A 14181-nucleotide genomic window follows, 5' to 3' on the forward strand; every position below is an offset into this window, starting at 1 on the left:
CGCATAAATACAGGATAGAAGACAATGGCCAAGGGTAAATTCGAGCGCACCAAGCCGCACGTGAACGTGGGCACGATCGGTCACGTTGACCACGGCAAGACGACGCTGACCGCGGCGCTGACGAAGATCGGCGCAGAGCGTTTTGGCGGCGAGTTCAAGGCCTACGACGCGATCGACGCGGCGCCGGAAGAGAAGGCGCGCGGCATCACGATTTCGACGGCGCACGTGGAATACGAATCGGCGAACCGGCATTACGCGCACGTGGATTGCCCGGGGCACGCCGACTACGTGAAGAACATGATCACCGGTGCCGCGCAGATGGACGGCGCGATCCTGGTGTGCTCGGCCGCTGACGGCCCGATGCCGCAGACCCGCGAGCACATCCTGCTGTCGCGCCAGGTCGGCGTGCCGTACATCGTGGTCTTCCTGAACAAGGCGGACATGGTGGACGACGCCGAGCTTCTGGAGCTGGTGGAGATGGAAGTCCGCGAGCTGCTGAGCAAGTACGAGTTCCCGGGCGACGACACCCCGATCATCTCGGGCTCGGCCCGCCTGGCGCTGGAAGGCGACCAGAGCGAGATCGGCGTGCCGGCGATCCTGAAGCTGGTCGATGCGCTGGACACCTGGATCCCGACCCCGGAGCGCGACGTCGACAAGCCGTTCCTGATGCCGGTGGAAGACGTGTTCTCGATCTCGGGCCGCGGCACCGTGGTGACCGGTCGTATCGAGCGCGGCATCATCAAGGTGGGCGAGGAAATCGAGATCGTCGGTATCCGCCCGACCCAGAAGACCACCGTGACCGGCGTGGAAATGTTCCGCAAGCTGCTGGACCAGGGCCAGGCGGGCGACAACGCGGGCCTGCTGCTGCGCGGCACCAAGCGTGACGACGTGGAGCGCGGCCAGGTGCTGTGCAAGCCGGGTTCGATCAAGCCGCACACCGAGTTCGAGGCCGAGGTGTACGTGCTGTCGAAGGACGAGGGCGGCCGCCACACCCCGTTCTTCAAGGGTTACCGTCCGCAGTTCTACTTCCGCACCACCGACATCACCGGCGCGGTTCAGCTGCCGGAGGGTGTGGAGATGGTGATGCCGGGCGACAACGTGAAGATGGTGGTCACGCTGATCAACCCGGTGGCGATGGACGAAGGCCTGCGCTTCGCGATCCGCGAAGGCGGCCGTACGGTCGGCGCCGGCGTCGTGGCCAAGATCGTCAAGTAATTCAGTAGTTTGCGCTTCCGCCCGCTGGGTGGGCGGAAGCCATAAACGCGAAAAGAGGCACAGGAAGTGCCTCGTGTTCGCCGGACAGGGAAGGGTCGCGTGACGAATCGCGCGTGGCAGCCGTCAGGGCTGTTGACGCGCATGTTTACGCGTTCTATACTTTTCCGTCTGGGCAGACCGGCTTGCTGGTCTGCCCGCGCTTTTGGGGCTCGAGGGCCCTGGCTGGAATCGCCCAAGCGGCCGGCCGAAGTCTCACTGAACCATACCGGGGCAGGCATCCCAGAGGCCGCGCCCGTCGCTCTTTTAACGAAGGAACTCCGTCATGGCGGACCAAAAGATCCGGATTCGGCTCAAGGCGTTCGATCATCGTCTGATCGACCGTTCGGCCAGCGAGATCGTCGAGACGGCGAAGAGGACCGGCGCGCAGGTGCGTGGCCCGATCCCGCTGCCGACCAAGATCGAGCGTTACACCATTCTCGTCTCCCCGCACGCCGACAAGGATGCGCGTGACCAGTACGAGACCCGCACGCACAAGCGCGTGCTCGATATCGTAGACCCGAACGACAAGACCGTGGACGCGCTGATGAAGCTCGAACTCGCGGCTGGCGTCGACGTCCAGATCAAGCTCGCCTGAGGACTGCCGACATGACGAAGAAATATTCGTTGGGTCTGGTCGGCCGCAAGGCCGGCATGAGCCGCGTGTTCACCGACGATGGTCGTTCCATCCCGGTGACGTTGATCGAGGCCACCCCGAATCGCATCACCCAGATCAAGACCGTCGAAGTCGACGGCTACAGCGCCGTCCAGGTGACGACCGGCTCGCGCCGCGCCGCCCTGGTCAACAAGCCGCTGTCTGGTCATTACGCCAAGGCCAAGGTTGAAGCCGGTCGCGGTCTGTGGGAGTTCCGCGTTGCCGACGACAAGCTCGGTGACTTCGCCATCGGTGGCGAGATCAAGGCCGACATCTTCGAAGTCGGGCAGATCGTCGACGTCCAGGGCGTGACCAAGGGCAAGGGCTTCCAGGGCACGATCAAGCGCCACAACTTCAGCATGGGCGACGCCACTCACGGTAACTCGCTGTCGCACCGCTCGCCGGGCTCCATCGGCCAGCGCCAGACGCCGGGTCGCGTGTTCCCGGGCAAGAAGATGTCGGGTCACATGGGTGCCGAAGTGCAGAGCTCCCAGAATCTCGAAGTGGTGCGCGTCGATGCCGAGCGCGGCCTGATCGCCGTTCGCGGCGCCGTCCCGGGTGCACCGGGTGGCGACGTGGTCGTGCGCCCGGCGAGCAAGGCGTAAGGAGAATCACGATGGAACTCACCATTACGGGTAGCGCCAACAAGCTGTCGGTTTCCGACGAAGTGTTCGGCCGCGAATTCAGCGAGGACCTGGTCCACCAGGTCGTGGTTGCATACCGCAACGCCGGTCGCTCCGGCACCAAGGCGCAGAAGACCCGCGCCGAGGTCAACGGTACGACCAAGAAGTCGAAGAAGCAGAAGGGCGGCGGCGCGCGTCATGGCGCGCTGACGGCTCCGATCTTCGTCGGCGGCGGCGTGACCTTCGCGGCCAAGCCGCGCAGCTTCGCGCAGAAGGTCAACCGCAAGATGTATCGCGCGGCGATCAGCTCGATCCTTTCCGAGCTGAACCGCCAGGGTCGGCTGAAGGTTGTCGATTCGTTCGACCTCGATGCAGCCAAGACCAGCGCGCTGGTCACCAAGCTGGCCGGTTTCGAGCTGGGCAAGCGCCCGCTGATCGTCACCGAAGACGCCTCGGAAAACCTGTTCCTGTCGGCGCGCAACCTGCCTTACGTGCAGGTCCGCGATGTGCAGGGCCTGGATCCGGTGGCCCTGGTCGGCGCCGATTCCGTGCTGATCACCGCCGATGCGGTCAAGAAGGTCGAGGAGTGGCTGGCATGAGCACCATTGAGAAGGTTTTCAGCGTACTGCTCGCGCCGCGCGTGTCTGAAAAGACCGCGCGCCTGCAGGAAGTCAGCAACCAGTACGTGTTCGAAGTTTCGAGCGACGCCACCAAGGCCGACGTCAAGGCCGCCGTGGAGCAACTGTTCGACGTGAAGGTCGAGTCGGTCAACGTCGTCAACGTGAAGGGCAAGAGCAAGTCCTTCCGCTTCCGTTCCGGTCGCCGCGGCGACTGGCGTAAGGCGTACGTGCGCCTGGCCGATGGCCAGAGCATCGACGTGTCCGCCAAGGCCTGAGGGTAAACCCATGCCATTGATGAAATTCAAGCCCACCTCTGCCGGTCGCCGTTCCGCGGTCCGCGTGGTCACGCCCGACCTGCACAAGGGTGCTCCGCACGCTGCGCTGGTCGAGAAGCAGAGCAAGTCCGGTGGTCGCAACCACCACGGCCGCATCACGACCCGCCACGTTGGCGGCGGCCACAAGCAGCACTATCGCCTGATCGACTTCAAGCGCAACAAGGAAGGCATCGTCGCGCGCGTGGAACGGATCGAATATGACCCGAACCGCACCGCGCACATCGCCCTGCTGTGCTACGCCGATGGCGAGCGCCGCTATATCATCGCGCCGAAGGGCCTGAAGGCCGGCGACCAGGTGATCGCGGGTTCCGATGCGCCGATCAAGGCGGGCAACACGCTGCCGCTGCGCAATATCCCGGTCGGCACGACGGTCCACTGCATCGAGCTGAAGCCGGGCAAGGGTGCGCAGATCGCGCGTGCCGCCGGTGCTGCCGTGCAGCTGGTCGCGCGCGAGCAGGGCTACGCCACGCTGCGTCTTCGTTCCGGCGAGATGCGCAAGGTGCCGGCCGAGTGCCGCGCCACCATTGGTGAGGTCGGCAACGACGAGCACAACCTCGAGAAGCTGGGCAAGGCTGGCGCCAAGCGCTGGCGCGGCGTCAGGCCGACCGTCCGCGGCGCAGCCATGAACCCCGTCGACCACCCGCACGGTGGTGGCGAGGCGAAGGCCGGCCAGGGCAACCCGCATCCGGTCACCCCGTGGGGTGTCCCGACCAAGGGTTACAAGACGCGCAATAACAAGCGCACCCAGCAGTTCATTGTTCGTGATCGTAGGGGCTAATCGACCATGCCACGTTCCCTCAAGAAAGGCCCGTTCGTCGATCACCACCTCGTCAAGAAGGTGGAGACTGCGGGCGGCTCCAAGAAGCCGATCAAGACCTGGTCGCGCCGTTCCATGATCCTGCCGGACATGGTGGGTTTCACCATCGCTGTGCATAACGGCAAGAACCATGTCCCGGTGCTCGTTAACGAGAACATGGTCGGCCACAAGCTTGGCGAATTCGCTGTCACCCGGACCTTCAAGGGTCACGGCGGCGACAAGAAGTCGAAGTAAGGAGAGATGACCATGGAAGCGAAAGCCATCCTGCGCACCGCGCGCATCTCCCCGCAGAAGGCCCGCCTGGTCGCCGACCAGGTGCGCGGGCTGCCGGCCGAACGCGCCGTCAACCTGCTGAAGTTCTCGGACAAGAAGGCCGCCGCCCTCATCAAGAAGGTGGTCGAGTCTGCAATTGCCAACGCCGAGAACAACCAGGGTGCCGACGTCGACGCACTCAGGGTCAAGACCATCATGGTCGACGAGGGTCCCTCGCTGAAGCGCTTCATGGCGCGTGCGAAGGGTCGCGGCACCCGCATCCTGAAGCGGACCAGCCACATCACCGTCGTCGTGGGAGAGGGCAAGTAATATGGGTCACAAAGTTCATCCCATCGGCATCCGCCTTGGCATCGCCAAGGACTGGAATTCCAAGTGGTACGCCGACAAGGGCGAGTACGCCCAGTACCTGGCGGCCGACCTGAAGGTGCGCGAGATGCTGCGCAAGAAGCTGGCGCAGGCCGGGATCAGCAAGATCCTGATCGAGCGTCCGGCTAAGACTGCGCGCGTCACGATCCACACCGCCCGCCCGGGCGTGGTGATCGGCAAGCGCGGCGAAGACATCGAGAAGCTGCGCAAGGAAGTCAGCGCGATGATGGGCGTCCCGGCGCACATCAACGTGACCGAGGTCCGCAAGCCGGAACTCGACGCGCAGCTGGTTGCCGAGTCGATCGCCCAGCAGCTTGAGCGCCGCATCATGTTCCGTCGTGCGATGAAGCGCGCCGTGGGCAATGCGATGCGCCTGGGTGCCCTCGGCATCAAGGTGAATGTCGCCGGCCGCCTCAACGGTGCAGAGATCGCCCGTTCGGAGTGGTACCGCGAAGGCCGCGTCCCGCTGCACACCCTGCGTGCGGACATCGACTACGGCTTCGCCGAGGCGCACACCACCTACGGTGTCATCGGCATCAAGGTATGGGTCTACAAGGGCGAGGTCTTCGACTTCTCCCAGGTCGGACAGGAGAAGCAGGAAGACGCTTCGCCGCGCCCCGAGCGCAGCGATCGCGAACGCCCCTCCCGTCCTGCACGTGAAGCGAGGTAACGGCGATGTTGCAACCCAAGCGAACCAAGTTCCGCAAGCAGTTCAAGGGCCGTAACGATGGCCTGAGCTGGAGCGCCAACGCCGTGTCCTTCGGCGAGTACGGCCTGAAGGCGACCGATTTCGGCCGCCTGACCGCCCGCCAGATCGAGGCAGCGCGCCGCACCATCAGCCGTTACGTCAAGCGTGGCGGCAAGATGTGGATCCGTGTCTTCCCGGACAAGCCGATTACCCAGAAGCCGATCGAAGTCCGCATGGGCTCGGGCAAGGGTAACGTCGAGTACTGGGTGGCCCAGATCCAGCCCGGCCGCATGATCTATGAAATCGAGGGAGTGCCGGAGGACCAGGCGCGCGAGGCTTTCCGCCTGGCGGCAGCCAAGCTCTCGGTCACCACCACCTTCGTGACCCGCACGGTGCGCTAATGGCTACGATCAACGAACTCCGCGAAAAGTCTGCCGACCAGCTGAAGGCCCACCTTCTGGACCTGCGCAAGGAGCAGTTCTCCCTGCGTATGCAGCGTGCGACCGGTCAGCAGTCCAAGACCCACGAAACCCGCCAGGTGCGCCGCGAGATTGCTCGCGTGAAGACCCTGCTCGGCAGCAACCAGTAAGGGATTGCAGCGATGAGCGACAACGAAAACAAGACGCTGCGCACGGTCGAAGGCCGCGTGATCAGCAACAAGATGGACAAGACGGTGACCATTCTGGTCGAGCGTCAGGTCAAGCACGCGCTGTACGGCAAGTACATCAAGCGCTCGACCAAGCTCCACGCCCACGATGCGGACAACAGCTGCAACGAAGGCGACGTGGTGCGCGTGACCGAGATCGCGCCGCTGTCCAAGACCAAGAACTGGCGCGTGGTTGAAATCGTCACCCGCGCGGCCGAATAAGGGAGATCTGAATCATGATCCAGATGCAGAGCTACCTCGACGTCGCCGACAACTCCGGTGCCAAGGAACTGATGTGCATCAAGGTGCTCGGCGGTTCCAAGCGCCGTTACGCGGGCATCGGTGACATCATCAAGGTGACCGTGAAGGACGCGATCCCGCGCGGCAAGGTCAAGAAGGGTGAGGTCTACGACGCTGTCGTGGTCCGTACTCGCAAGGGTGTGCGCCGCGCTGACGGCTCGCTGATCCGCTTCGATGGCAACGCAGCCGTCCTGCTGAACAACAAGCAGGAGCCGATCGGTACCCGTATCTTCGGACCGGTAACCCGTGAGCTGCGTTCCGAGAAGTTCATGAAGATCGTCTCGCTCGCGCCTGAAGTGCTCTGAGCGGAGGAAGCAGACATGGCAAACCGTATCAAGAAGGGCGACCAGGTGGTCGTCACGACCGGCAAGGACAAGGGCAAGCAGGGCGAGGTTGTTCGCGTGGATGGCGACCGTGTGGTCGTTTCCAACATCAACCTGGTCAAGCGGCACACCAAGCCGAATCCGCAGGCGGGCGTCGCCGGCGGCGTGGTCGAGCGTGAAGCCTCGATCCACATTTCAAATGTGATGCCGCTCAATCCTGCCACCGGCAAGGGCGAGCGCATCGGGTTCAAGGTCCTGGAGGATGGACGCAAATTGCGTGTGTTCCGCTCCAGTGGTGAGGCGATTGACGCCTGAGGAATGAAGCAATGACCACGCGGCTCGAAAAGATCTACAAGGAACAGGTTGTACCGGCTCTCATGGAGAAGTTCGGTTACACCAATCCGATGGAAGTGCCCAAGCTCGTCAAGATCACGCTGAACATGGGCGTGGGCGAGGCGGCGACCAACAAGAAGGTGCTTGAGAACGCCGTCGCCGACCTGGCCAAGATCACTGGCCAGAAGCCGGTGACGACCAAGTCTCGCGTCTCGGTGGCGTCGTTCAAGATCCGCGACGGCTGGCCGATCGGCTGCAAGGTCACCCTGCGCCGCCACCAGATGTTCGAGTTCCTGGACCGTCTGATCAGCGTGTCGCTGCCGCGCGTTCGCGACTTCCGCGGCGTGTCGGGTCGTTCGTTCGACGGCCGTGGCAACTTCAACATGGGCGTGAAGGAACAGATCATCTTCCCGGAAATCGACTTCGACGCCGTCGACGCGATCCGCGGCATGGATATCGCCATCACCACGACCGCCAAGACCGACGCAGAAGCCAAGGCGCTGCTCGAGGCGTTCAAGTTCCCGTTCCGTAATTAAGGGCTAGACACATGGCAAAGACCTCGATGGTCAACCGCGACGTAAAGCGGGAAAAGCTGGCCAAGAAGTACGCGGCCAAGCGTGACGCCCTGAAGGCCGTCATCGCCAGCACGACCGCCTCGTACGACGAGAAGGCCGATGCGGTGGTCAAGCTGCAGAAGCTGCCGCGCGACTCCTCGCCGAGCCGCCAGCGCAACCGCTGCGAGCTGTCCGGCCGCCCGCGTGGCGTGTACAGCAAGTTCGGCCTGGGCCGTAACAAGCTGCGCGAAGCCACCATGCGCGGCGACGTGCCGGGCCTGCGCAAGGCCAGCTGGTAATAGCGCAGGGGCGGCCCGTTCGCCCCTCGCTTGCGAAACCGGATTGACCGGCCCCATGGCCGGTTTTTCCGCTATACTTCCGCGCTTCCCTCGGCCCGTCCGGGTGTGCGGTAAAGGCCCTGGCCTCTCCAGGACAATCTAGATTTTCGCGAAAGCGGATATCGGTGCACTCAAGGAACCACTCATGAGCATGACTGATCCCATCGCCGACATGCTGGTCCGCATCAAGAATGCGGCCGCCGTTGGCAAGCAGACGGTGAAGCTGCCGTCGTCCAAGATCAAGGTCGCCATTGCCACCGTCCTGAAGGATGAGGGCTACATCTCGGACCTGCGCGTCGTCCAGGCCGAGAACAACAAGGCCGAACTCGAGATCGTGCTGAAGTACTTCGAAGGCCGTCCGGTCATCGACCAGATCAAGCGCGCATCGCGTTCGGGTCTGCGCCTGTACCGCGGCAAGAGCGAGCTCCCGAAGGTCCTCGGCGGCCTCGGCGTGGCCATCATCTCCACCTCCCAGGGCATCATGACCGATGCGCAGGCGCGTCGCGCCGGCGTCGGCGGTGAAGTCCTGTGCTACGTGGCCTAAGCGAAGGAGTTACGACATGTCCCGCGTAGCCAAGAAGCCGATTTCCCTGCCCAAGGGCGTCGAACTGAATATCCAGCCGGAGAGCGTGAGCGCGAAGGGCCCGAAGGGCACCCTGTCGCTGGCCAAGCCGACCGGCGTGCAAATCGTCGTCGAAGACGGCACTGCCGTGCTGTCGGCCAACGATCCTGCGCTGCTGCCGCTGACCGGCACCGTGCGTGCCATCCTGGCCAATATGGTCAAGGGCGTTTCCGACGGTTTCGAGCGCAAGCTCGAGCTGGTGGGCGTGGGTTACCGCGCCGCGATGCAGGGCAAGGACCTGAGCCTGTCGCTCGGCTTCTCGCACCCGGTCGTGTACGTGGCGCCGGAAGGCATCACCATCACCACCCCGACCCAGACCGAAATCCTGGTCCAGGGCGCGGACAAGCAGCTGGTGGGCGAAGTTGCCGCCAAGATCCGCGCGTACCGCAAGCCGGAGCCGTACAAGGGCAAGGGCGTGAAGTACTCCGACGAAGTCATCATTCGCAAGGAAGCCAAGAAGGCCTAATCAGGGCACTTCAGCTTCTAGAGGAAACGAACATGAGCATCAAGAACGACGCGCGCCTGCGCCGTGCCAAGTCCACCCGCGCACACATCCGCAAGCTCGGCGTGCCGCGCCTGTCGGTGCTGCGCACCGGCCAGCACCTGTATGCACAGCTGTTCACCGCCGATGGCGCGCAGGTTATCGCTGCTGCCAACACGCTGCAGGCCGACGTCAAGGACGGCCTGAAGAACGGCAAGAACAGCGAGGCCGCGACCAAGGTCGGCCGCCTGATCGCCGAGCGGGCCAAGGCCGCGGGCATCGAGAAGATCGCTTTCGATCGCTCGGGCTACCGCTACCACGGCCGCATCAAGGCGCTGGCCGACGCGGCCCGCGAGGGCGGCCTGCAGTTCTGATCCACGCGGGTCGCCTTCGGGCGGCTCGACTTGACCGCCGGCGCGGGTTGCGCCGGGCGCTGCGTCCCTTATGTGGATGCATGACGCTGCACTGCTCCAGACCACAACCATAAGCGGCCACGAGCCGTACATACCCATACAATCAAGGAATTCGAAATGGCAGAAGAGCGTCAGCAGCGGGGTCGCGATCGCGACCGCAACCGCGAAGAGAAAGTCGACGATGGCATGATCGAGAAGCTGGTCGCGGTCAACCGCGTCAGCAAGACCGTCAAGGGCGGTCGCCAGTTCACCTTCACGGCGCTGACCGTGGTCGGTGACGGCGACGGCAAGGTCGGCTTCGGTTATGGCAAGGCGCGTGAAGTGCCGGTCGCCATCCAGAAGTCGATGGAGTATGCGCGCAAGGGCATGCTCACCGTCGACCTGAACAACGGCACCCTGTGGCACCCGGTCAAGGCCGGCCACGGCGCGGCTCGCGTGTTCATGCAGCCGGCTTCCGAGGGTACCGGCGTCATCGCCGGTGGCGCGATGCGCGCCGTGCTCGAGGCGGTGGGCGTGAAGAACGTGCTGGCCAAGGCCGTGGGTTCGCGCAACCCGATCAACCTGGTCCGCGCCACCCTGGCGGGCCTGGAAGCCATGCAGTCGCCGACCCGCATCGCGGCCAAGCGCGGCAAGAAGGCGGAGGAACTCCTCAATGGCTAACGAGTCCAACAAGACCGTCAAGGTGCGCCTGGTGCGCGGCCTGCGCGGCACCCAGGCCCGTCACCGCTTGTCGGTGAAGGCCCTGGGCCTGAACAAGCTCAATGACGTGCGCGAACTTAAGGACAGTCCTCAGGTGCGCGGCCTCATCAACCAGCTGCACTATCTGGTGCGGGTCGAGGAGTAAGGAGAATCCCATGCGTCTGAATACTCTCAAGCCCGCAGAGGGCGCCCGCCAGGAACGTACCCGCGTCGGTCGTGGTATCGGCTCGGGGCTGGGCAAGACCGCCGGTCGCGGCCACAAGGGTTCGTTTGCCCGTTCCGGCAAGGGCAAGATCAAGGCTGGCTTCGAAGGCGGCCAGACCCCGATGCAGCGTCGTCTGCCCAAGATCGGCTTCCGTTCGAAGACGGCCAAGGACACCGCCGAGGTGCTGCTGTACAAGCTGGCGCTGATCGAAGGTGACACCGTCGATTTCGCCACGCTGAAGGCAGCCAAGCTCGTGCCTAGCACGGCCAAGCGCGCCAAGATCGTCAAGAAGGGCGAGCTTTCGCGCAAGCTGACCATCAAGGGCGTACAGGCGACCGCGGGTGCCAAGACCGCGATCGAAGCCGCCGGCGGCAGCATCGAGGAGTAAGCGGCATATGGCGCAAGCTGGTATCGGCAATCTCGGCAGCGGCCTGGGCAAGTTCACTGAACTGCGCCAGCGCCTGTTGTTCGTGTTGGGAGCATTGGTCGTCTACCGCATCGGTTGCTTCATCCCGGTGCCGGGCGTCAATCCCGATGCCATGCTGGCGATGATGCAGGCGCAGGGTGGCGGCATCGTGGACATGTTCAACATGTTCTCGGGCGGCGCCCTGCACCGTTTCAGCATCTTCGCGCTGAATGTGATGCCGTATATCTCGGCATCGATCGTGATGCAGCTGGCAGTCCACATCTTCCCGGCGCTCAAGGCGCTGCAGAAGGAAGGTGAGTCCGGTCGGCGCAAGATCACCCAGTACTCGCGCGTCGGCGCGGTGCTGCTGGCGGTGGTGCAGGGTGGCAGCATCGCCCTGGCCCTGCAGAACCAGAGCGCCCCGGGTGGCGTGCCGGTCGTGTACAGCCCAGGCATGGGTTTCGTGCTCACCGCGGTCGTGGCGTTGACTGCAGGCACCATCTTCCTGATGTGGCTGGGTGAACAGGTCACCGAGCGCGGCATCGGCAATGGTGTTTCGCTGATCATCTTCGCCGGTATCGTCGCGGGCCTGCCGTCGGCGGTCATCCAGACGGTCGAGGCCTACCGCAGCGGCAGCATGAACTTCCTGGCGCTGCTGCTGATCGTCGCAGTGGTCCTGCTGTTTACCTGGTTCGTCGTGTTCGTCGAGCGCGGACAGCGCAGGATCACGGTCAACTACGCGCGTCGCCAAGGCGGACGCAATGCGTACATGAACCAGACCTCGTTCCTGCCGCTCAAGCTCAACATGGCGGGCGTGATCCCGGCGATCTTCGCTTCCAGCATCCTGGCGTTCCCAGCCACGCTGAGCATGTGGTCCGGTCAGGCAACCCAGGCGACCTGGTTGCAGCGGGTATCCAATGCGCTGGGTCCGGGCGAGCCGCTGCACATGATCGTGTTCGCTGCGCTGATCACCGGGTTCGCGTTCTTCTATACGGCGCTGGTGTTCAACTCGCAGGAAACGGCCGACAACCTGAAGAAGTCCGGTGCGCTCATCCCGGGCATCCGGCCTGGCAAGGCGACCGCGGACTACATCGATGGCGTGCTGACGCGGCTGACGGCTGCGGGCGCTGCCTACCTGGTCATCGTCTGCCTGCTGCCCGAAGTGATGCGCACCCAGCTTGGCACCTCTTTCTACTTTGGCGGCACCTCGCTGCTGATCGTGGTGGTCGTGGTGATGGACTTCATCGCTCAGATCCAGGCCCACCTGATGTCCCACCAGTACGAGAGCCTGTTGAAGAAGGCCAACCTGAAGGGCGGCTCTCGCGGCGGCGGTCTGGCCCGGGGCTGAACCATAGATTCCAGTCCGGCGGACCCATTCCGCCGGCATCCGGTACAACCGGATCATCCAAATGGGCGGCCCGTGCGACGTCTCGCGCGCGGGTGAGACGATGCGGTGCCGCGCTGGAGTAGCGCGGACGGCAGGGCCGGGAAACCGGTTCGGCCAGCAGAGTCCGGCGCCGGAGCATGGGCACACTCCCCATGCCGTGGTTCAAGACCTTCAGGTCTTGGGCTTCCATGTAATCCGGGACATTGATAGAATTCGCAGTTCACTTTTTGAACATCCTGTCGGGCGTGCCTGCGCGCGTGCCGACCCTCAAGTTTGGAGATCGCGTCATGGCGCGTATTGCAGGCGTCAACCTGCCGACCCAGAAGCACGTCTGGGTGGGGTTGCAGAGCATTTTCGGCATTGGCCGCACCCGTTCGAAGAAGGTTTGCGAGGCCGCTGGCGTGGCTTCCAACACCAAGATCCGTGACCTGTCCGAGCCGGACGTCGAGCGCCTGCGCGCCGAAGTCGGCAAGTACGTGGTCGAAGGCGACCTGCGTCGCGAGATCGGCATCGCCATCAAGCGTCTGATGGACCTGGGCTGCTACCGCGGCCTGCGTCACCGTCGTGGCCTGCCCCTGCGCGGTCAGCGCACCCGCACCAATGCCCGCACCCGCAAGGGACCGCGCAAGGCAATCAGGAAGTAAGGGATACCGATCATGGCAAAGCCGGCAGCAGCCAAAACGAAGAAGAAGATCAAGCGCGTCGTCACCGACGGCATCGCTCACGTCCATGCTTCTTTCAACAACACCATCGTTACCATCACCGATCGCCAGGGCAACGCACTGTCGTGGGCCACTTCGGGCGGCGCGGGTTTCCGCGGTTCGCGCAAGTCGACCCCGTTCGCAGCGCAGGTCGCCGCCGAGAAGGCCGGCAAGGCCGCTCTCGATTACGGCGTGAAGTCGCTGGAGGTCCGCATCAAGGGGCCGGGCCCGGGTCGTGAATCCGCCGTCCGCTCGCTGAACAATGTGGGCTACAAGATCACCAACATCATCGACGTGACGCCAATCCCGCACAACGGGTGCCGTCCGCCGAAGAAGCGTCGCGTCTAAAGGGGCGATAAGAAATGGCTCGTTATATCGGTCCTACCTGTAAGCTCGCGCGCCGCGAAGGCGCCGACCTTTCCCTCAAGAGCCCGGCCCGTGCGCTGGACTCCAAGTGCAAGCTGGAGCAGAAGCCCGGCCAGCACGGCGCGACTGCCCGCAAAGGCAAGCTGTCCGACTACGCCACCCAGCTGCGCGAGAAGCAGAAGGTCAAGCGTATCTACGGCCTGCTGGAGCGTCAGTTCCGCAATTACTACAAGAAGGCCTCGACCAAGAAGGGCAACACCGGCGAGAACCTGCTTCAGCTGCTGGAAACCCGCCTGGACAACGTCGTCTACCGCATGGGTTTTGCGGTCACGCGTCCGTCGGCGCGCCAGCTGGTCAGCCACCGTGGCGTGCTGGTCAACGGCAAGCCGGTGAACCTGCCTTCGTACCAGGTCAAGGCGGGCGATGCGATCGCCCTGTCCGAGAAGGTGCAGAAGCAGCTGCGCGTCCAGGAAGCCCTGACCGTCGCCGAGCAGCACGACACCACCCCGTCGTGGATCGAAGTCGACGCGAAGAAGTTCGCTGGCGTGTTCAAGGCCGTCCCGGATCGGGCCGACCTGCCGGCAGACATCAACGAAGCGCTGATCATCGAGCTGTACTCGAAGTAACAGTGGCTGGCCGCCGCGCCCTTGCGGGCGCGGCGCCGTATTCCACACCCCGGCCGGATCGCGTTGCCCCGCCTTCCGGCCGTCCCCGGATGACGGGGTCACAAGCCAGAGCCGGCGGTTCCCTGATCGTCGGCTCACTGCAGGAGAATCCGC

At 64.1% G+C, this 14181-nt stretch carries 26 protein-coding genes; all 26 read left to right on the forward strand.

What is annotated here, in order from left to right; translation table 11 throughout:
- Positions 1–24: 24 nt before the first annotated feature.
- Positions 25–1215 carry an elongation factor Tu gene (gene tuf / locus CSC65_RS11685; protein ID WP_162410744.1) on the forward strand — a complete coding sequence of 397 codons (1191 nt, stop codon included), beginning with the start codon at positions 25–27 and terminating at the stop codon, positions 1213–1215.
- 322 nt (positions 1216–1537) lie between these two features.
- Positions 1538–1849 (forward strand): 30S ribosomal protein S10, encoded by a 312-nt coding sequence (rpsJ, locus tag CSC65_RS11690; protein WP_013535997.1) that lies wholly within the window; start codon positions 1538–1540, stop codon positions 1847–1849.
- Between the two features lie 11 nt (positions 1850–1860).
- A complete protein-coding gene (gene rplC / locus CSC65_RS11695) occupies positions 1861–2511 on the forward strand; it encodes a 50S ribosomal protein L3 (RefSeq protein WP_162410756.1) in 651 nt (216 codons plus the stop codon).
- Positions 2512–2522: 11 nt separating this feature from the next.
- Entirely contained in the window at positions 2523–3128 is a 606-nt protein-coding gene (gene rplD, locus CSC65_RS11700) for a 50S ribosomal protein L4 (RefSeq protein WP_162410757.1), read from the forward strand.
- Entirely contained in the window at positions 3125–3424 is a 300-nt protein-coding gene (gene rplW, locus CSC65_RS11705; protein ID WP_162410758.1) for a 50S ribosomal protein L23, read from the forward strand. The genes rplD and rplW overlap by 4 nt, the downstream gene beginning before the upstream one ends.
- A 10-nt stretch (positions 3425–3434) precedes the next feature.
- The gene (rplB, locus tag CSC65_RS11710; protein ID WP_162410759.1) at positions 3435–4262 is read left to right on the forward strand and encodes a 50S ribosomal protein L2; all 828 of its coding nucleotides are present in this window, start codon (positions 3435–3437) and stop codon (positions 4260–4262) included.
- A 6-nt stretch (positions 4263–4268) separates the two neighbouring features.
- A complete protein-coding gene (rpsS, locus tag CSC65_RS11715; RefSeq protein WP_162410760.1) occupies positions 4269–4535 on the forward strand; it encodes a 30S ribosomal protein S19 in 267 nt (88 codons plus the stop codon).
- A gap of 12 nt (positions 4536–4547) precedes the next feature.
- A complete protein-coding gene (gene rplV / locus CSC65_RS11720) occupies positions 4548–4883 on the forward strand; it encodes a 50S ribosomal protein L22 (protein ID WP_162410761.1) in 336 nt (111 codons plus the stop codon).
- Between the two features lies 1 nt (position 4884).
- Complete coding sequence (gene rpsC, locus CSC65_RS11725) at positions 4885–5610, forward strand: 30S ribosomal protein S3 (RefSeq protein ID WP_162410762.1); 726 nt, start codon at positions 4885–4887, stop codon at positions 5608–5610.
- 5 nt (positions 5611–5615) lie between these two features.
- Positions 5616–6029 (forward strand): 50S ribosomal protein L16, encoded by a 414-nt coding sequence (rplP, locus tag CSC65_RS11730; protein ID WP_162410763.1) that lies wholly within the window; start codon positions 5616–5618, stop codon positions 6027–6029.
- Positions 6029–6217 carry a 50S ribosomal protein L29 gene (gene rpmC / locus CSC65_RS11735; RefSeq protein WP_162410764.1) on the forward strand — a complete coding sequence of 63 codons (189 nt, stop codon included), beginning with the start codon at positions 6029–6031 and terminating at the stop codon, positions 6215–6217. The genes rplP and rpmC overlap by 1 nt, the downstream gene beginning before the upstream one ends.
- Positions 6218–6229: 12 nt before the next feature.
- Positions 6230–6496, forward strand: a complete 267-nt coding sequence (gene rpsQ / locus CSC65_RS11740; RefSeq protein WP_162410765.1) for a 30S ribosomal protein S17 — start codon at positions 6230–6232, stop codon at positions 6494–6496.
- A 14-nt stretch (positions 6497–6510) separates the two neighbouring features.
- Positions 6511–6879, forward strand: a complete 369-nt coding sequence (rplN, locus tag CSC65_RS11745; protein WP_052630536.1) for a 50S ribosomal protein L14 — start codon at positions 6511–6513, stop codon at positions 6877–6879.
- Between the two features lie 15 nt (positions 6880–6894).
- Positions 6895–7212: a 50S ribosomal protein L24 gene (rplX, locus tag CSC65_RS11750; RefSeq protein WP_162410766.1), complete on the forward strand. Its 318-nt coding sequence runs from the start codon at positions 6895–6897 to the stop codon at positions 7210–7212.
- A gap of 11 nt (positions 7213–7223) precedes the next feature.
- Positions 7224–7766, forward strand: coding sequence for a 50S ribosomal protein L5 (gene rplE / locus CSC65_RS11755; protein WP_162410767.1), 543 nt, complete (start codon positions 7224–7226; stop codon positions 7764–7766).
- 11 nt (positions 7767–7777) lie between these two features.
- On the forward strand, positions 7778–8083 hold the full coding sequence (gene rpsN / locus CSC65_RS11760) for a 30S ribosomal protein S14 (RefSeq protein ID WP_162410768.1): 306 nt from the start codon (positions 7778–7780) through the stop codon (positions 8081–8083).
- A gap of 184 nt (positions 8084–8267) precedes the next feature.
- Positions 8268–8666: a 30S ribosomal protein S8 gene (rpsH, locus tag CSC65_RS11765; RefSeq protein WP_162410769.1), complete on the forward strand. Its 399-nt coding sequence runs from the start codon at positions 8268–8270 to the stop codon at positions 8664–8666.
- A 16-nt stretch (positions 8667–8682) separates the two neighbouring features.
- Positions 8683–9210 carry a 50S ribosomal protein L6 gene (gene rplF, locus CSC65_RS11770; protein WP_162410770.1) on the forward strand — a complete coding sequence of 176 codons (528 nt, stop codon included), beginning with the start codon at positions 8683–8685 and terminating at the stop codon, positions 9208–9210.
- Between the two features lie 32 nt (positions 9211–9242).
- Positions 9243–9599 carry a 50S ribosomal protein L18 gene (rplR, locus tag CSC65_RS11775; protein ID WP_162410771.1) on the forward strand — a complete coding sequence of 119 codons (357 nt, stop codon included), beginning with the start codon at positions 9243–9245 and terminating at the stop codon, positions 9597–9599.
- A gap of 156 nt (positions 9600–9755) precedes the next feature.
- A complete protein-coding gene (gene rpsE / locus CSC65_RS11780; protein WP_162410772.1) occupies positions 9756–10298 on the forward strand; it encodes a 30S ribosomal protein S5 in 543 nt (180 codons plus the stop codon).
- Positions 10291–10482, forward strand: a complete 192-nt coding sequence (gene rpmD, locus CSC65_RS11785; protein WP_162410773.1) for a 50S ribosomal protein L30 — start codon at positions 10291–10293, stop codon at positions 10480–10482. The genes rpsE and rpmD overlap by 8 nt, the downstream gene beginning before the upstream one ends.
- A gap of 10 nt (positions 10483–10492) precedes the next feature.
- Positions 10493–10930, forward strand: coding sequence for a 50S ribosomal protein L15 (gene rplO / locus CSC65_RS11790; protein WP_162410774.1), 438 nt, complete (start codon positions 10493–10495; stop codon positions 10928–10930).
- 7 nt (positions 10931–10937) lie between these two features.
- A complete protein-coding gene (secY, locus tag CSC65_RS11795) occupies positions 10938–12296 on the forward strand; it encodes a preprotein translocase subunit SecY (RefSeq protein WP_162410775.1) in 1359 nt (452 codons plus the stop codon).
- Positions 12297–12622: 326 nt separating this feature from the next.
- Positions 12623–12979, forward strand: a complete 357-nt coding sequence (gene rpsM, locus CSC65_RS11800) for a 30S ribosomal protein S13 (RefSeq protein WP_162410776.1) — start codon at positions 12623–12625, stop codon at positions 12977–12979.
- 12 nt (positions 12980–12991) lie between these two features.
- On the forward strand, positions 12992–13384 hold the full coding sequence (gene rpsK / locus CSC65_RS11805) for a 30S ribosomal protein S11 (RefSeq protein ID WP_013535974.1): 393 nt from the start codon (positions 12992–12994) through the stop codon (positions 13382–13384).
- A 14-nt stretch (positions 13385–13398) separates the two neighbouring features.
- Complete coding sequence (rpsD, locus tag CSC65_RS11810; RefSeq protein ID WP_162410777.1) at positions 13399–14028, forward strand: 30S ribosomal protein S4; 630 nt, start codon at positions 13399–13401, stop codon at positions 14026–14028.
- Positions 14029–14181: the final 153 nt, after the last annotated feature.

This window comes from Pseudoxanthomonas daejeonensis, from assembly GCF_010093205.1.
GTDB lineage: Bacteria > Pseudomonadota > Gammaproteobacteria > Xanthomonadales > Xanthomonadaceae > Pseudoxanthomonas > Pseudoxanthomonas daejeonensis.

Bases quoted from the DNA above. Each gene is read 5' to 3' on its own strand.
- rplO (WP_162410774.1), top strand. From the start codon at position 10,493: ATGCGTCTGAATACTCTCAAGCCCGCAGAGGGCGCCCGCCAGGAACGT.
- rplB (WP_162410759.1), top strand. From the start codon at position 3,435: ATGCCATTGATGAAATTCAAGCCCACCTCTGCCGGTCGCCGTTCCGCG.
- rpmC (WP_162410764.1), top strand. From the start codon at position 6,029: ATGGCTACGATCAACGAACTCCGCGAAAAGTCTGCCGACCAGCTGAAG.
- rpsH (WP_162410769.1), top strand. From the start codon at position 8,268: ATGAGCATGACTGATCCCATCGCCGACATGCTGGTCCGCATCAAGAAT.
- rpsN (WP_162410768.1), top strand. From the start codon at position 7,778: ATGGCAAAGACCTCGATGGTCAACCGCGACGTAAAGCGGGAAAAGCTG.
- rplF (WP_162410770.1), top strand. From the start codon at position 8,683: ATGTCCCGCGTAGCCAAGAAGCCGATTTCCCTGCCCAAGGGCGTCGAA.
- secY (WP_162410775.1), top strand. From the start codon at position 10,938: ATGGCGCAAGCTGGTATCGGCAATCTCGGCAGCGGCCTGGGCAAGTTC.
- rpsJ (WP_013535997.1), top strand. From the start codon at position 1,538: ATGGCGGACCAAAAGATCCGGATTCGGCTCAAGGCGTTCGATCATCGT.
- rpsM (WP_162410776.1), top strand. From the start codon at position 12,623: ATGGCGCGTATTGCAGGCGTCAACCTGCCGACCCAGAAGCACGTCTGG.
- rplN (WP_052630536.1), top strand. From the start codon at position 6,511: ATGATCCAGATGCAGAGCTACCTCGACGTCGCCGACAACTCCGGTGCC.
- rplE (WP_162410767.1), top strand. From the start codon at position 7,224: ATGACCACGCGGCTCGAAAAGATCTACAAGGAACAGGTTGTACCGGCT.
- rpsS (WP_162410760.1), top strand. From the start codon at position 4,269: ATGCCACGTTCCCTCAAGAAAGGCCCGTTCGTCGATCACCACCTCGTC.
- rplD (WP_162410757.1), top strand. From the start codon at position 2,523: ATGGAACTCACCATTACGGGTAGCGCCAACAAGCTGTCGGTTTCCGAC.
- rpmD (WP_162410773.1), top strand. From the start codon at position 10,291: ATGGCTAACGAGTCCAACAAGACCGTCAAGGTGCGCCTGGTGCGCGGC.
- tuf (WP_162410744.1), top strand. From the start codon at position 25: ATGGCCAAGGGTAAATTCGAGCGCACCAAGCCGCACGTGAACGTGGGC.
- rplP (WP_162410763.1), top strand. From the start codon at position 5,616: ATGTTGCAACCCAAGCGAACCAAGTTCCGCAAGCAGTTCAAGGGCCGT.
- rpsK (WP_013535974.1), top strand. From the start codon at position 12,992: ATGGCAAAGCCGGCAGCAGCCAAAACGAAGAAGAAGATCAAGCGCGTC.
- rplR (WP_162410771.1), top strand. From the start codon at position 9,243: ATGAGCATCAAGAACGACGCGCGCCTGCGCCGTGCCAAGTCCACCCGC.
- rplV (WP_162410761.1), top strand. From the start codon at position 4,548: ATGGAAGCGAAAGCCATCCTGCGCACCGCGCGCATCTCCCCGCAGAAG.
- rpsQ (WP_162410765.1), top strand. From the start codon at position 6,230: ATGAGCGACAACGAAAACAAGACGCTGCGCACGGTCGAAGGCCGCGTG.
- rplC (WP_162410756.1), top strand. From the start codon at position 1,861: ATGACGAAGAAATATTCGTTGGGTCTGGTCGGCCGCAAGGCCGGCATG.
- rplW (WP_162410758.1), top strand. From the start codon at position 3,125: ATGAGCACCATTGAGAAGGTTTTCAGCGTACTGCTCGCGCCGCGCGTG.
- rpsC (WP_162410762.1), top strand. From the start codon at position 4,885: ATGGGTCACAAAGTTCATCCCATCGGCATCCGCCTTGGCATCGCCAAG.
- rpsD (WP_162410777.1), top strand. From the start codon at position 13,399: ATGGCTCGTTATATCGGTCCTACCTGTAAGCTCGCGCGCCGCGAAGGC.
- rplX (WP_162410766.1), top strand. From the start codon at position 6,895: ATGGCAAACCGTATCAAGAAGGGCGACCAGGTGGTCGTCACGACCGGC.
- rpsE (WP_162410772.1), top strand. From the start codon at position 9,756: ATGGCAGAAGAGCGTCAGCAGCGGGGTCGCGATCGCGACCGCAACCGC.